Raw genomic sequence first — 15,148 nt, 5'->3', positions numbered from 1 at the left:
GAAATTATTTAAAAATCTCCTGATACTTTTTAAACTTTTTTTAAACAAATTTCTTATATCACCGGATCTGTACAGATTTCCGGGCTTATGGAGGCAAAAAAGCGAAGCCTATCTGGCTCCGCTTTCTATCTCCGGATATTCTTTTTTCAATCTCTCATACGCCCCGATCACCGGTTCCGGCACATCCACATGGACAATAAAATCTTTTCCTCTGGGTCCGTATCCATTCTCATCATCCCGCAGTCTGGAAATCTCCCCGAGAATCAGCTGGAGCATTCTCTCTCTGCTCCACAAATTTTTTATCTCCGTCTGCCAGGCGCCGTCTTCCTTCAGCCGGGGAATAAATGGCGCATAACTTATGATCCGGCTCTCTGTCTCATAGCGTTTCAGGGAAGCAGACGCTCTCTTCTGAAGCAGCGGATCCTGAATCAGAATCAAAATCTGTTTTCCAATCCCATGCTCCTTTATGATTTTCAGCGCGTTTTCTGCATTCTCTCCACTGTTTGTGGATTCTTTATCCAGATAAATGTCTGCCGGATCCGTTTTATAAATCTGACAGGCAATCCGGGCATAAATTTCCGCCTCTGTTAAGTCTTCCAGCTCCTGCGTATCCCACGGATATGCAGGTGACTCCCCCACGGCTTTCCTGAGACGTCCTGTGGAATGACCGATGCCGCCGCAGAAAATCATCTTTTTTGCAATTCCTTTTTTAAATACTTCAGACGCAAATTCCGCCGTATATGGAAGATCATTTCCAAATACCAGCACCGCATCTGCCTGCTCTTGTCCAGACACTGCCTTCAGGGTTTCTCTGCTCAGAGTTTCTATATTCCGCTCTGCCAGGAACCCGGCTATCTGGTTCACATCCGATATGAATCCTGTCTTCATATCCTATCCCTGATATTTCTGGATCTGTTCTTCAATCAGCGCACTGTCATCAAAATAATTGATCTTCATAGCTGTGCGCATGCTCTTTAATGTCTCAGCCGCAACCTTCTGTGCTTTCTCGCTTCCACTCTTTAAGATTTCATACACTTCCGGAATTCTGCTTTCCCAGTATGCTCTTCTCTCACGAATCGGACCTAATTCTTCCTGAAGGACTTTATTTAAGAATTTCTTGATCTTCACATCTCCAAGTCCTCCTCTGCGGTAGTGATCTTTCAATTCTTCCAGACTCGCATAATCCGGCAGATATTCCTCAAAATACTCATCTTTACAGAAGGCATCCAGATATGTAAATACAGTATTGCCTTCTACCTGTCCCGGATCTGTAATCTTAATATGATTCGGATCTGTAAACATGGACATAACTTTCTGCTGCACTTCTTTTTCCGTGTCTGCCAGATAAATACAGTTATTTAAAGATTTGCTCATCTTCGCTTTTCCATCAATTCCCGGCAGACGTCTGCAGGCGTCATTTTCCGGAAGAAGGATCTCCGGCATAACCAGGACATCCTCACCATAGACACTGTTAAATTTGTGAACGATTTCCCTGGTCTGTTCGATCATTGGCATCTGATCTTCTCCTACCGGTACAGTATTGGCCCGGAACGCCGTGATATCCGCTGCCTGACTGATCGGATAGGTGAAAAATCCTACCGGTATGCTCGCCTCGAAATTACGCATCTGAATTTCATTTTTTACCGTCGGATTTCTCTGAAGTCTGGAAACTGTTACCAGATTCATATAATAGGCTGTCATCTCGAACAGTTCCGGGATCATGGACTGAATGAAAATCGTTGTCACCTCCGGATCCATTCCTACAGACAGATAATCCAGTGCTACTTCAACAATGTTCTGACGGACTTTTTCCGGATGTTCCGCATTATCTGTCAAAGCCTGAGCATCCGCGATCATAATATAAATATCACTGTATTCTCCTGAATTCTGAAGTTCTACCCTCCTTCGCAGAGAGCCTACATAATGCCCTACGTGAAGGCGTCCTGTCGGCCGGTCACCTGTTAATATTACTTTTCCCATGTTCTTTCCTCCTGTATTTTATGGAACCCAGATAGGTTCTCAGTCTTTCTTTTCCAACAGATCTGTTCTGTTCTCTATCCGCAGATATTATACCATAAAAACTATCACAAAACATAAAAAGGATGAATCCTTCTTTCCCGGAATTTCATCCTTTCTATTCTGCCGTTTCCGATGACAGCATCCTCTTATTCCATGACTGCCTTGATCTCGTCTATCATATCCTGCGCCTTTTCTCCACCAGCATAGCCAATCCGATATACCCTGCCGTTGATCAGGATTTCACCGCCGTTGGTCAGAATCAGACTGTCTTCTCCCAGCATCAGCATCATAAATTCATCCGGATCTCCGCTGATCTGCGGATTATTGATAAAAGTCTTGATCGTATAGTGATACTGATAATCTGCCAGTATCTCACGAATTTTCTGGAATCCTTCTGATCCAGCCTTAAAAGTCGTTGCCTGGCCGCTGTCTTTCACTGTATCCGTCTGGAAAATAGAATCCGTAACAATAATCTGCACTTCCTGCTTATTTCTTATATACTTTTCAAAAGTAAACGGATAAAACAGCACCAGACATATTCCGATGATAACGAGGGCAATCAGGAGTCTTTTTAAATTCCTGCTTATCTTCATATCTGCAGCCCCTTTTCATCTGTTTATGGTATCACATTTCCTGCCATTTTGTAAACCCAGTACCAGTCTTCTCTGCTCAGTTCCACATCACAGGCTTTGACAATCTCCCGCATTCTCTTTAAATTGCAGGATCCGATGATCACCTGCATATCGGCCGGGTGCCTTAAAAGCCATGCGACTGCTGCCGCACTGTCTGTGATTCCATATTTTTCTCCAATCGTCTGCAGAGCTTTGTTGATCTTGGGATAATCAGGATTTCCCATAAATGTGCCTTCAATCGCGCCATGCTGGAACGGCGACCAGCACTGGATCGTAATCTTATGTAATCTGGCATAATTTAAAAGACTTCCATCCCTGCAGGCTCCCCCGTCAAACATCGTATTGACCTGGATTCCTTCATCAATCATGCAGGTATGGGCGACACTCAGCTGCATCTGGTTGATCTTCAGAGGCTGTTTTACACATGTCTTTAACAATTCAATCTGCATGGGATTCTGGTTGCTGACGCCAAATCTCAGAACCTTTCCCTGTCTCTCCAGCTGATCAAATGCTGATGCCACTTCTTCCGGTTCCATCAGCGCATCCGGCCGGTGCAGCAAAAGATAATCCAGATAATCTGTCTCCAGACGCTTTAAACTTGCTTCTACAGACTCAATGATATGTTTTTTTGAGAAATCAAAATAGTTGTTTTTTTCTCCTGTTACAATTCCGCATTTTGACTGAAGAAAGATCTGATCTCTCAGAGACGGCTGCTGCTTCAGGATCTGGCCGAATTTTTCTTCACAGACCCCTCCTCCGTAAATATCCGCATGATCAAAAAAGTTTACCCCTGCTTCCAGATCATTCTTGATCAGCGCATCCAGTTCACTCTGGGTCAGCGCATCAATTCTCATGCATCCCTGGATAACTGCCGGAGCTTCCAGATCCGCTCCTCCGGCTGCAACATATTTCATAATTGTTTCCTCCTGTCCGTTTTTCTTTTACCTTATCAGACAATCTGAATCCTGTCGATAGTCATTGGAAAGATAATTACAAAAATTTGTAATGGGGCTTTTCTTCATCAAACAGTTTGTATCTTAAAAAATCATCCATTACAATAGCAACGCTGGAAACCAGGAACCAAAAAAAAGAATAAAGCAGACAGATCTGTCCTTTGAAATTGTAGGGAAGATTGGAGTAGTCCCAGATATCCATCCTAAGCCACACATTCACGATCAGTCCCGTGATCAGCTCCAGCACTGTAATGATCACGGAAGACAGCACCATCTGACTTAAAAAACTGATTCTGATCTTTTTATTTTCATTTAACAGACCGCAGCATATAAAACACGCTCCTCCGCACAGAAACATCGTATAATGTGAATATCCCCGGACCAGCACTTCCAAAAAAAAGTAGGCCATCCCGCCTATCGCAAACAATATCATATATTTTTCTACCTGTAATCTTTTTTCCATAATCCCACCTATGCTTTTTTCTTCCATTATTGTGCGTCTTTTCATATCCATATATTCTTAAGAAAATCAAATTTATATGGCAAATTTCTCCCATATCGTGTAAAATGTAGAAAGCATACAGATAAACCGAAAGGAACAAAATTAACAGAAAAGAGGATTTCATTTATGGCACAATTATGGGGCGGTCGTTTCACAAAAGAAACTGACCAGTTAGTATACAATTTTAACGCTTCCATTTCTTTTGACCAGAAATTTTATAAACAGGACATTCAGGGAAGCATTGCTCACGTTACGATGCTTGCCAGCACAGGTGTCCTGACGGAGGAAGAACGGGATCAGATCATTGAAGGGCTTAATGGCATTCTTGATGATCTGGAACATGGAAGAATTGAGATTACCAGTGAATATGAAGATATCCACAGTTTTGTCGAAGCAAATCTGATCGACCGGATCGGAGACGCCGGCAAAAAACTTCATACCGGACGCAGCCGCAATGACCAGGTAGCTCTGGATATGAAATTATATACGCGGGATGAGATTATCGAGATCAAAGGTCTGGTAAAAGAACTGATGGAAACACTTCATCAGATCATGAAAGACAACATTGACGCTTTTATGCCTGGTTTTACACATCTTCAGAAAGCACAGCCGGTAACGCTTGCTCATCACACAGGCGCTTACATGGAAATGTTTAAACGGGATTACAGCCGTTTATGTGATATTTATGAAAGAATGAATTACTGTCCGCTGGGATCCGGCGCCCTTGCCGGAACGACGTATCCGCTGGACCGGGAGCAGACTGCAGAACTTCTTGGCTTTTATGGTCCGACTTTAAACAGTATGGATTCTGTATCTGACCGTGATTACCTGATTGAACTGCTTTGCGCGCTATCCACGATCATGATGCACTTAAGCCGCTTCTGCGAAGAAATCATTCTCTGGAATTCCAACGAATACCAGTTTGTTTCCATTGATGACGGATTCAGCACCGGAAGCAGCATTATGCCGCAGAAGAAAAACCCGGATATCGCAGAACTTGTCCGCGGCAAAACAGGCAGAGTGTATGGCGCCCTGATGTCCCTTCTGACTACAATGAAAGGGATTCCTCTTGCGTACAATAAAGATATGCAGGAAGACAAAGAGCTTACTTTTGACGCCATCGACACTGTAAAAGGCTGTATTTCCCTGTTTAACGGCATGATGAAGACCATCACTTTTAATTATGACAGAATGGAAGCCAGCGCAAAGAACGGATTTACCAACGCAACCGACGCAGCCGATTACCTGGTTAACCACGGAGTTCCATTCCGTGATGCCCATGGCATTGTTGGACGCCTTGTCCTTCTCTGCATTGAAAAAGATATTTCTCTGGATGAACTCCCTCTGGAAGAATATCAGGCAGTCAGCCCGGTGTTTGAAGATGATATCTATGATGCCATCAGCATGAAAACATGCGTTGAAAAGCGAAACACCATCGGCGCTCCAGGCCATGATGCCATGGAAAAAGTCATTGCTCTGAACGAAGCATATCTGGCTGATTTAAAATAAGAGGTTTTACGATGAAGAAAAAAATTCTTGCAGCATGTATGTTCCTGATGCTCTTTCTGTTGTCCGGATGCGGCGTGGAACTTACCAGCAAAGTGAATCTTGACGAGAATTTCTCAGGTACAAGGACTATGTCCTGTACCTTTTCTTCTCGTGACTTTCAGCGTTATTTTAATGGGACCCAGAAAGATCTGGATCAGACAATTCAGGAGGTCTGTCCTTCTCAGCTTACCTGCAAAAAATCATCGAAAGATGACAGCCTGATCTACACTTTTTCTCTGACCTTCTCTTCTCTGGATGACTATCAGGAAAAAGTAGAAAAAATTCTGAATTTTGCTCCGAAAGTCACCTGGCAGTACGGGGATTCCCCTTTTGTATCCGGTCTGATCTATAAAGAAAATTTTTCTTCTACCGACCTTATGACCTGGCTTTACACTGCCTTGTATGAGAAAAATTATGTAGATAAGGATTCTGCGGAAGATTTTATGAACCTGAAGGAAACAACGATTTCCGTTAAGGGAAAAACCTATACGACAGACAATAAAATTTCCATTGATGAAATGAAATACACCCAGCTGTCTTCCATCCATATTGATACCAAAACCCAGGATGACGGCAGTCTGGAACGCAGGATATCTTTTTATATTCCTCAGAAAGTTCTTGATCAGAACACAGGAAAAATCCAGGCATATTTTCAGTCTTTTAATCCTTCATGGTCCGCCTGGAAAAACGGACGGATTTTAAATTTTTCCTTCTCTGCCGGCAGTCTGACAGACCTGTCAGCCAAAACCCGGGAAATCCTGCATTCCGATTCTTCTTATGGAACCTGCGCCGTCTCTTCTTCCAAAGAGAACCCGTTTGGCTTCCAGATGGATTACAGGGAATCTCTGGATTTTTCTAACTTTATACAGGAAAATGGAACCGTTCCGGTCACCTATACTTTTGACGGAAAAAAAGTCCTGGACGATAAGGTAAAAAGCAAATCTCTGAAGTTTTCAGGAGAATATACGCAGCCCGTTTCCAGTTATGACATCATTACTGTGTGGAATACCGCTTCTGATATTCGTCGGAAGTTTTCCTTTACTTTTGATTCCGGGTGTAGCAGCCAGCAGCTTTCTCAGATGAAAGAAGCGTTTTTCGGTGATACGATTTCCAATGTTCAGCTGTCCGGCGATGATTCATCCATGGTCTTATCATTTGAACAGCGCGGCTCCGTGAAAGACTGCAGCAAAGACCTTGCGGATCTTTTTCCAAAGTCTTCTTTAACTGCTGATACCAGACACTCTCTGTTTCGCGGAACCATAACATCTTTAAAAGATTCCTTCGCATTTACCTCCGGCAGCAAAAAGGTAAAAGGTTCTTATACTTTTGCGTCCGTCAATGCTTCCGAGTCCGCTTCTATAGATTTTGGACCGGAAAAGAAAGTGACCAGCCGGAAAACCCAGGCTCTTTCTAATCGTGAAGTGTCCAGACTGCTCAGATCAGATGAAACAGTCCAGGATTTCTGTCAGTTTTCCGTTTCCGGAGACAAGATGGAACTGACCTATGAAGGAAGCACAGCCGCCAGCCACTGGTTTTCCATTGCACAGATCGCGATTCCTCTGATCCTTTGTTTCGGCATCGCCCTTTTTATCTTGATCCGAAGGCAGTGGATCGCGTCGAAAGCCATAAAGATCAAGGACTGGATCGAAGAAAAAATTTCGGATCATAAAAAAGAATAAATCTATAATAAATGAAGCCGCGGTTTAAAAGCCGCGGCTGTCTTTGTTTTGTTATCCTTTTATTTCAGGGTTTTGTTCTGTCTCGTCTGATTTAATGCACACATCCAGTTTCTGATAAGGAATTTCAATTCCCTCCCGGTCAAACGACAACTTAATATCCTCGTTCAGTCTCCACTTGGCTCCCACATACTCTTCTGTAGAAACCCAGCACCGGATTCCCATCATAACCGCGCTGTCTGCCAGACTGCTGACAAAAATCTTGACACCTTCCTGATCCAGGATACTTTTTTCTTTTGCTGTAATTTCCTGCAGAATCGCTTTTACCTTCTCGATGTCCGCATCGTAGGAAATTCCTACGGTGATATCGATCAGACGCTTATCCTGCTTTGTGTTATTGATCAGATTACTGTTGGTCAGTGTACCATTTGGGATTACGATCACCCGGTTGTCGACGGTTTTCAATTTCGTATAATAAATGTCCATCGCAGCAACTTCTCCCTCACAGCCTGTTCCATCCAGTACAATATAGTCACCTACCTGAAAAGGCTTTAGGATCAGAAGCAGAACTCCTCCCGCAATATTAGAAAGGCTTCCCTGCAGCGCAAGACCTACAGCAACACCTGCAGATCCTAACAATGCGATAAAGGAACTTGTCTTGACGCCAACATGATCAACTGCTGCCAGGATGACCAGAACCCGCAGCGCGATTTTTACAAAAGAACAGGAGAAGGAAATGACTCCATAATCAATTTCCCCTTTTTCCAAAGCGGCTTTTAAAATATTAACCAGCATTTTGATCAGTTTAAAGCCAATTACAATGATCAGCACTGCTATCACAATATTTCCTGCCATTTCCAGAATCGCGTCAAGATAATTGTTCAATACTGTATTCCAATCCACATTTGTCTTTCCTAACATTCTATGCTCCTCTTATGTTTTTTAGAAAAAGAAACACGCAGCACCTGCGTGTTTCTTCTGTGACGGTCCATACTTGCTGTACGCATCAATCTGCTTATTTCTTTGTAATATATCCTTTCGCCTTCAATGTCTCTGCACAAAGAACTGCTCCTCCGGCAGCTCCACGAAGAGTATTGTGAGAAAGGCCTACAAATTTGTAATCATATACTGTGTCTTCACGGAGACGGCCAACAGAAATTCCCATTCCATTTTCATAATCTACATCCAGAGAAACCTGCGGACGATCATCTTCTTCCAGATACTGGATCATCTGTTTTGGAGCGCTTGGAAGACCCAGTTCCTGCGGAAGCCCGCTGAAGGAAGTCAGTTTTTCAATCAGCTGTTCTTTTGTTGGTTTCTTTCTGAATTTTACGAAAACAGCTGCTGTATGACCATTTAATACCGGCACACGGATACACTGTGTTGTAATCACAGGAGAATCTGCCTTGACAATTTCTCCGTTTTCAATATGTCCCCAGAGACGCAGTGGTTCCTGTTCACTCTTTTCTTCTTCACCCCCGATATAAGGAATGATATTTCCGTTCATTTCCGGCCAGTCTTTGAATGTTTTTCCTGCTCCGGAAATTGCCTGATACGTGGTTGCTACCACTTCATACGGCTCAAATTCTTTCCATGCAGTTAAAACAGGCGCATAACTCTGAATCGAACAGTTTGGTTTTACCGCAACAAATCCACGTGTCGTTCCAAGACGTTTTTTCTGGCTTGCGATCACTTCAAAATGCTCCGGATTAATCTCCGGCACAACCATTGGAACATCCGGCGTCCAGCGGTGAGCGCTGTTATTTGACACAACCGGTGTTTCTGTTTTTGCGTACTCTTCTTCGATTTTTTTAATCTCGTCCTTTGACATATCTACCGCGCTGAATACAAAATCGACTTCTGACGCAACTGCTTCTACCTCGTTAACATTTTTTACAATCATATTTTTAACCGCTTCCGGCATCGGTGTCTCCATTTTCCAGCGTCCGCCAACGGCTTCTTCATATGTTTTTCCGGCAGAGCGGGGACTTGCCGCTACTGTCTTTACTTCAAACCATGGATGATTTTCCAGCAGAGAAATGAATCTCTGTCCTACCATTCCTGTGGCTCCTAAAATACCTACTTGTAATTTTTTACTCATCTTTCTTTCTCCTATAAAACTCTGACGCGAACGACTCCGTCAATTTCTTTCATCTTCTGAATGATTTCTTTTGATGGTTTCTTTTCCACATCCAGCATAGAATATGCCCAGTCTCCTTTTGACTTGTTCAGCATATTTACAATATTATAATCTTCTCCTGCCAGGATTGCGGTAAGCTGTCCGATCATATTCGGAAGATTTTTATGATGTACGGTAATTCTTGCCTCAGCTTCCAGATCTCCAAGATTGCAGTTTGGATAATTTACGGAATTTACGATGTTTCCATTTTCCAGATAATTCATCAGCTGCTCTACTGCCATCTCTGCACAGTTGTCTTCGGACTCTTCTGTGGATGCTCCAAGATGAGGGATCGTGATGACACTTTCTGCTCCGGCAACTTCATTGTTCGGGAAGTCTGTTACATAATGTTTTACTTTCTGTGTCGCAAGACCAGCCAGGATTGCCTGATCATCAACCAGTTCTCCTCTGGCGAAGTTTAAAATGTTAACACCGTCTTTCATCTTAAAGATTGCTTCTTTCCCGATCATTCCCTTTGTAGAATCAGTACATGGTACATGAAGGGTAATATAATCGCATTTTGTAAAAATCTCATCCAGAGAACTGCTGTGATTTACCATTCTTGACAGGCTCCATGCGGAACGTACAGAAACATATGGATCATATCCATAAACTTTCATTCCCAGACGGTTACAGATATTGGCAACGAGAACACCAATGGCGCCAAGACCGATAACACCGATGGATTTTCCTTTCAATTCATTTCCTGCATATGCTTTTTTCTGGCTCTCAATGGCTTTTGGAAGATCTTCCATCTTGGCGTTTTCTTTTACCCAGTTATATCCTCCGATGATATCTCTGGATGCAAGAAGCAGTCCGGCAACTACCAGCTCTTTTACGCCGTTTGCATTGGCTCCAGGAGTATTGAACACTGTGATTCCTTTTTCTGCATATTCATCCAGAGGAATATTGTTCACTCCGGCACCTGCTCTGGCTACTGCCAGCAGGCTTTTCGGAATTTCCAGACCGTGCATTTTTGCGCTTCGCACGAGAACGGCATCTGCCGCATTCAGATCATCGATTACTTCAAATTCACTTGTAAATAAATCCAGACCCTGCTTAGAAATGGGATTTAAACATTTTACTGTATACATGACGTCTCCTTACTTATTCTCTTCTTCAAATTTTTTCATAAATGCAACTAATTTTTCAACACCTGCTTTTGGCATCGCATTATAAATGCTTGCACGCATTCCTCCTACTGTACGGTGTCCTTTCAGGTTTTCAAGTCCTTCTGCTTTTGCTTCCGCAACGAATTTTGCATCCAGATCCTTATCTCCTGTTACAAATGGAACGTTCATCAGAGAACGGTCTTTCTTTTCAACTGTTCCTTTGAACAATTCGCTCTGATCCAGGAAATCATATAAAAGCTTTGCTTTTTCTTCGTTCCGCTGCTTCATTGCTTCCAGTCCGCCCTGCTTTTTGAGCCACTGGAATACTTTTCCGCAAATATAGATTCCATAACATGGAGGTGTGTTATAAAGAGAATTGGCATCTGCCTGTGTTTTCCATTTTAACATAGTTGGTGTTCCCGGAAGAACATCATCTGTAATCAGATCTTCACGGATGATGCAGATTACCACACCTGCAGGTCCTACATTTTTCTGGACTCCGAAATAGATTACGCCAAAATCCTCTACATTAACCGGCTCAGACAGAATACTGGAAGACATATCAGCAACCAGGATTTTTCCTTTGGTGTTCGGCACTTTATTATATTTTGTACCATAAATAGTGTTGTTCCAGCACACATAAACATAATCTGCATCTTCGGAAATCGGAAGATCGCTGCAGTCCGGAATATATGTATATGTCTTATCTTCAGAAGAAGCGATGATATTTACTTTTCCATATCTCTGTGCTTCCTGACATGCTTTCTTTGCCCACTGTCCTGTGATGATATAGTCCGCTACTTTATTTTTCATCAGGTTCATCGGAATTGCGGAGAACTGCTGAGACGCTCCTCCCTGGAGGAAAAGCACTTTATAATTGTCCGGAATGTTCATGAGTTCTCTCAGGTCTGCTTCTGCTGTTTCAATGATATCCGCAAACATCTGAGATCTGTGGCTCATTTCCATAACAGACATTCCGCATCCTCTGTAATCCAACATTTCATCTGCTGCTTCTTTTAATACTTCTTCCGGCAAAACTGCTGGTCCTGCTGAAAAATTATATACTCTAGCCATTTCTTTCTCCTTTTTCATTTTCTTAATGCTGTTTCTCTATTGTGCTTCTTTTTGATTTAAATCATTCTGGTCAAAAGCTTCCGAAATGGAACCTCCCGGATTTACCATCGGCCATACTTTGTCATCCAGATCAATATGACAGTCCAGTACAACCGGTCTTCCTGCATCCAGCGCTTCCTCAAAAGCAAACTCGAATTCTTCGATCGTTGTTACTTTTTTGGCAATGACTCCAAAACCTTCCGCAACCTTTACGAAATCCACCGGGTCATTAAACGTAGTATAAGAATATCTCTCATCGTAAAATAAATCCTGCCACTGGCGTACCATTCCCAGAACGCTGTTATTTATAATTACTTCGATGATCGGAATATTATACCTGGAAGCGGTTGCAAGCTCATTAAGATTCATTCGGAAACACCCGTCTCCTGCAATGTTTATGACCACTTTATCCGGATTTCCAAGTTTTGCTCCCATGCTGGCCCCAAGACCGTACCCCATGGTTCCAAGTCCTCCGGAAGTCAGAAGTTTTCTCGGTGCGTCATACTTGAAAAACTGAGCTGCCCACATCTGATGCTGTCCCACTTCTGTCGTGATAATGGCGTCTCCTTTGGTCCTTTCATAAATCTTTTCAATGATCTCCGGACAGGTAAGACGTCCTTTATCATATGTCAATGGATATTTGACCTTATATTCCATGATCTTTTTAACCCATGCGTTATGATTCTGCTGGGACAGGCGGCGGTTCATAACCGTTAAAACTGCCTTGACATCTCCGATGATATGAGCATATGCCATAACATTTTTATTAATTTCCACCGGATCGATATCAATCTGCAGGATTGCGGCGTTTTTCGCAAAGGTAGCCGCATTTCCAAATACCCGGTCACTGAATCTTGTTCCGATGGCGATCAGAAGATCACATTCGGAAACTCCTTTGTTGGATGCCTTTGTTCCGTGCATTCCGATCATACCCGTATACAAGGCATTGGTGCCATCAAAAGCACCTTTTCCCATTAAAGTATCACAGACCGGACAGTGAACCTTTTCCGCAAACTCCCGGACTTCGTCTGCCGCATCCGATATTACCGCTCCGCCGCCGACTAAGATAAACGGACGTTTGGATTCTTCGATCAGGCTGATGGCTGTATAAATATCCATTTCCCTGATATGCTCGCTGGAACGAATGATTTTTTCAGGTTCCTGATAAGTATAGGATGCCTTCGCCGCCGTCACATCTTTCGGAATATCGATCAGAACCGGTCCCGGCCGTCCTGACTTTGCGATACGAAATGCTCTTCGGATCGTATCTGCCAGTTTGTCAACGTCCTTCACAATAAAATTATGCTTCGTAATCGGAAGTGTGATACCGGAAATATCAACCTCCTGGAAACTGTCTTTTCCAAGAAGACCGACTCCTACATTGCATGTAATAACAACAATCGGGACAGAATCCATATATGCCGTAGCAATTCCCGTCACCGTATTGGTGGCTCCAGGTCCGGATGTGGCAAAACACACCCCGACCTTTCCGGTTGACCGGGCATATCCATCCGCTGCATGGGAAGCCCCCTGCTCATGGGATGTGAGGATATGCGTAAATTCATCTTTTTGTTTATACAATTCATCATATATGTTCAAAATCGCGCCGCCCGGATACCCGAATATTGTATCTACGCCCTGCTCTTTCAAACATTCTAAAACAATCTGCGCTCCCGTCAATTGTTTCATTCGCTGACCTTCTTTCTATTTATCCTGATTGATTTCTAAAATTGCGCCTCTGTTTCCTGATGTTACCAGAGAAGCATATTTTGCCAGATAGCCAGTTGTAACTTTTGGCTCTCTTGGCTTCCAGTTCTTTCTGCGTTCTTCCAGTTCCTCATCGGAAACTTTCAGATTCAGCGTATTTGCATTGATATCAATGGCAATAATATCACCTTCTTCAACCAGCGCAATTGGTCCTCCGACTGCCGCTTCCGGTGATACATGACCAACACAGGCTCCTCTGGAGGCTCCTGAGAAACGTCCGTCTGTGATCAGAGCAACGCTGGAACCTAATCCCATACCCATGATAGCTGATGTCGGATTTAACATCTCACGCATTCCCGGACCGCCTTTCGGTCCTTCATAACGGATTACCACAACATCTCCCGGCTGGATCTTTCCGCCTTTGATTGCCTTGATCGCATCTTCCTCACAGTCAAAGACTCTTGCCGGTCCTTCCATCTTCAGCATCTCAGGCGCTACCGCAGAACGTTTTACAACGCCGGAATCCGGTGCAAGATTTCCTTTTAATACTGCGATTCCTCCGGTCTCACTGTATGGATTGTCGATTGGACGGATTACCTCCGGATTCTTATTGACACATCCGGCAATGTTTTCTCCAACTGTCTTTCCTGTCACTGTCATTAAATCAGTATGAAGAAGGTTTTTCTTATTCAGCTCGTTCATAACTGCATATACGCCGCCCGCTTCATTTAATTCTTCAATATAAGTATGTCCTGCCGGCGCAAGATGGCACAGATTCGGCGTCTTTGCACTGATTGCATTTGCCTTATCCAGATCAAGCTCAATACCTGCTTCATGAGCGATTGCCGGAAGATGAAGCATACTGTTTGTGCTGCATCCAAGAGCCATATCAACGGTCAGAGCATTTTCAAAAGCTCCTTCTGTCATGATATCTCTTGGGCGGATATTTTTCTTTAACAGTTCCATAACCTGCATTCCCGCATGTTTCGCAAGGCGGAGTCTTTCAGAATAAACCGCCGGAATCGTTCCGTTTCCGCGAAGCCCCATTCCAAGCACTTCTGTCAGACAGTTCATGGAATTTGCTGTATACATACCGGAACATGATCCGCAGGTTGGACATGTTTTATTTTCAAACTCATCCAGTTCCTCTTTGGAAATTTTTCCTGCAGCATAAGAACCAACCGCCTCAAACATGCTGGATAAGCTGGTTTTCTGTCCCTTTACGCGTCCTGCGAGCATTGGTCCGCCACTGACGAACACTGTAGGTACATTGATTCTTGCTGCCGCCATCAGCAGGCCAGGTACATTCTTGTCACAGTTTGGTACCATAACCAGTGCATCAAACTGATGGGCCAGCGCCATACATTCTGTGGAATCCGCGATCAGATCACGGGTTACAAGGGAATATTTCATTCCAATATGGCCCATGGCAATTCCGTCACATACAGCGATTGCCGGAAATACAACCGGAGTTCCTCCTGCCATCGCTACTCCCATTTTAACCGCTTCCACGATCTTGTCAATGTTCATATGACCAGGAACGATTTCGTTATAGGAACTTACGATTCCTACTAAAGGTTTCTGCATCTCTTCTTTCGTAAATCCCAATGCGTTAAATAAAGACCTCTGAGGAGCAAATTCTTCTCCTTCTGTATAAGTATTGCCCATAATAACCTCCACTTCTATCAGAAGCCCGGAAAGGAAACA

Annotated in this window: 13 protein-coding genes; 2 read left to right on the top strand and 11 right to left on the bottom strand. The window is 43.5% G+C overall.

Annotated elements, in window-relative coordinates; genetic code table 11:
* Positions 1–108: 108 nt before the first annotated feature.
* The 5 genes from JMF81_RS01505 to JMF81_RS01485 form a co-directional block, all read right to left on the bottom strand.
* The gene (locus JMF81_RS01505) at positions 109–888 is read right to left on the bottom strand and encodes a YdcF family protein (protein WP_201309701.1); all 780 of its coding nucleotides are present in this window, start codon (positions 886–888) and stop codon (positions 109–111) included.
* Between the two features lie 3 nt (positions 889–891).
* Positions 892–1,980: a tryptophan--tRNA ligase gene (gene trpS / locus JMF81_RS01500; RefSeq protein ID WP_201309700.1), complete on the bottom strand. Its 1,089-nt coding sequence runs from the start codon at positions 1,978–1,980 to the stop codon at positions 892–894.
* Positions 1,981–2,165: 185 nt separating this feature from the next.
* Complete coding sequence (locus JMF81_RS01495; protein ID WP_201309699.1) at positions 2,166–2,612, bottom strand: hypothetical protein; 447 nt, start codon at positions 2,610–2,612, stop codon at positions 2,166–2,168.
* A gap of 23 nt (positions 2,613–2,635) precedes the next feature.
* Positions 2,636–3,565 carry an aldo/keto reductase gene (locus JMF81_RS01490; RefSeq protein ID WP_201309698.1) on the bottom strand — a complete coding sequence of 310 codons (930 nt, stop codon included), beginning with the start codon at positions 3,563–3,565 and terminating at the stop codon, positions 2,636–2,638.
* 76 nt (positions 3,566–3,641) lie between these two features.
* The gene (locus tag JMF81_RS01485) at positions 3,642–4,067 is read right to left on the bottom strand and encodes a putative ABC transporter permease (RefSeq protein ID WP_201309697.1); all 426 of its coding nucleotides are present in this window, start codon (positions 4,065–4,067) and stop codon (positions 3,642–3,644) included.
* Positions 4,068–4,232: 165 nt separating this feature from the next.
* On the opposite strand from JMF81_RS01485, the gene argH reads away from it, so the two are divergent.
* Positions 4,233–5,615 carry an argininosuccinate lyase gene (argH, locus tag JMF81_RS01480; RefSeq protein WP_201309696.1) on the top strand — a complete coding sequence of 461 codons (1,383 nt, stop codon included), beginning with the start codon at positions 4,233–4,235 and terminating at the stop codon, positions 5,613–5,615.
* Between the two features lie 11 nt (positions 5,616–5,626).
* Positions 5,627–7,333: a hypothetical protein gene (locus JMF81_RS01475; RefSeq protein ID WP_201309695.1), complete on the top strand. Its 1,707-nt coding sequence runs from the start codon at positions 5,627–5,629 to the stop codon at positions 7,331–7,333.
* A 51-nt stretch (positions 7,334–7,384) separates the two neighbouring features.
* Here JMF81_RS01475 and JMF81_RS01470 read toward each other — a convergent pair whose 3' ends face one another.
* From JMF81_RS01470 to ilvD, 6 genes are all read right to left on the bottom strand, one after another.
* Positions 7,385–8,251: a mechanosensitive ion channel family protein gene (locus JMF81_RS01470; protein ID WP_201309694.1), complete on the bottom strand. Its 867-nt coding sequence runs from the start codon at positions 8,249–8,251 to the stop codon at positions 7,385–7,387.
* A 94-nt stretch (positions 8,252–8,345) separates the two neighbouring features.
* Entirely contained in the window at positions 8,346–9,431 is a 1,086-nt protein-coding gene (gene asd, locus JMF81_RS01465) for an aspartate-semialdehyde dehydrogenase (RefSeq protein ID WP_201309693.1), read from the bottom strand.
* A gap of 11 nt (positions 9,432–9,442) precedes the next feature.
* Positions 9,443–10,603 (bottom strand): phosphoglycerate dehydrogenase, encoded by a 1,161-nt coding sequence (locus tag JMF81_RS01460; protein ID WP_201309692.1) that lies wholly within the window; start codon positions 10,601–10,603, stop codon positions 9,443–9,445.
* A 9-nt stretch (positions 10,604–10,612) separates the two neighbouring features.
* Positions 10,613–11,695, bottom strand: a complete 1,083-nt coding sequence (gene serC, locus JMF81_RS01455) for a 3-phosphoserine/phosphohydroxythreonine transaminase (RefSeq protein WP_201309691.1) — start codon at positions 11,693–11,695, stop codon at positions 10,613–10,615.
* A 36-nt stretch (positions 11,696–11,731) separates the two neighbouring features.
* Positions 11,732–13,423: a biosynthetic-type acetolactate synthase large subunit gene (gene ilvB, locus JMF81_RS01450; protein ID WP_201309690.1), complete on the bottom strand. Its 1,692-nt coding sequence runs from the start codon at positions 13,421–13,423 to the stop codon at positions 11,732–11,734.
* Positions 13,424–13,438: 15 nt separating this feature from the next.
* Positions 13,439–15,109, bottom strand: coding sequence for a dihydroxy-acid dehydratase (ilvD, locus tag JMF81_RS01445; protein WP_201309689.1), 1,671 nt, complete (start codon positions 15,107–15,109; stop codon positions 13,439–13,441).
* Positions 15,110–15,148: the final 39 nt, after the last annotated feature.

Origin of the sequence: Anaerostipes butyraticus, from assembly GCF_016586355.1 — a bacterium.
Classification (GTDB): domain Bacteria; phylum Bacillota; class Clostridia; order Lachnospirales; family Lachnospiraceae; genus Anaerostipes; species Anaerostipes butyraticus.
This window is presented reverse-complemented; position numbering and strand designations above follow the sequence as displayed.

Bases quoted from the DNA above. Each gene is read 5' to 3' on its own strand.
- ilvD (WP_201309689.1), bottom strand. From the start codon at position 15,109: ATGGGCAATACTTATACAGAAGGAGAAGAATTTGCTCCTCAGAGGTCT.
- trpS (WP_201309700.1), bottom strand. From the start codon at position 1,980: ATGGGAAAAGTAATATTAACAGGTGACCGGCCGACAGGACGCCTTCAC.
- JMF81_RS01475 (WP_201309695.1), top strand. From the start codon at position 5,627: ATGAAGAAAAAAATTCTTGCAGCATGTATGTTCCTGATGCTCTTTCTG.
- JMF81_RS01485 (WP_201309697.1), bottom strand. From the start codon at position 4,067: ATGGAAAAAAGATTACAGGTAGAAAAATATATGATATTGTTTGCGATA.
- JMF81_RS01470 (WP_201309694.1), bottom strand. From the start codon at position 8,251: ATGTTAGGAAAGACAAATGTGGATTGGAATACAGTATTGAACAATTAT.
- ilvB (WP_201309690.1), bottom strand. From the start codon at position 13,423: ATGAAACAATTGACGGGAGCGCAGATTGTTTTAGAATGTTTGAAAGAG.
- JMF81_RS01460 (WP_201309692.1), bottom strand. From the start codon at position 10,603: ATGTATACAGTAAAATGTTTAAATCCCATTTCTAAGCAGGGTCTGGAT.
- argH (WP_201309696.1), top strand. From the start codon at position 4,233: ATGGCACAATTATGGGGCGGTCGTTTCACAAAAGAAACTGACCAGTTA.
- JMF81_RS01490 (WP_201309698.1), bottom strand. From the start codon at position 3,565: ATGAAATATGTTGCAGCCGGAGGAGCGGATCTGGAAGCTCCGGCAGTT.
- JMF81_RS01495 (WP_201309699.1), bottom strand. From the start codon at position 2,612: ATGAAGATAAGCAGGAATTTAAAAAGACTCCTGATTGCCCTCGTTATC.
- JMF81_RS01505 (WP_201309701.1), bottom strand. From the start codon at position 888: ATGAAGACAGGATTCATATCGGATGTGAACCAGATAGCCGGGTTCCTG.
- serC (WP_201309691.1), bottom strand. From the start codon at position 11,695: ATGGCTAGAGTATATAATTTTTCAGCAGGACCAGCAGTTTTGCCGGAA.
- asd (WP_201309693.1), bottom strand. From the start codon at position 9,431: ATGAGTAAAAAATTACAAGTAGGTATTTTAGGAGCCACAGGAATGGTA.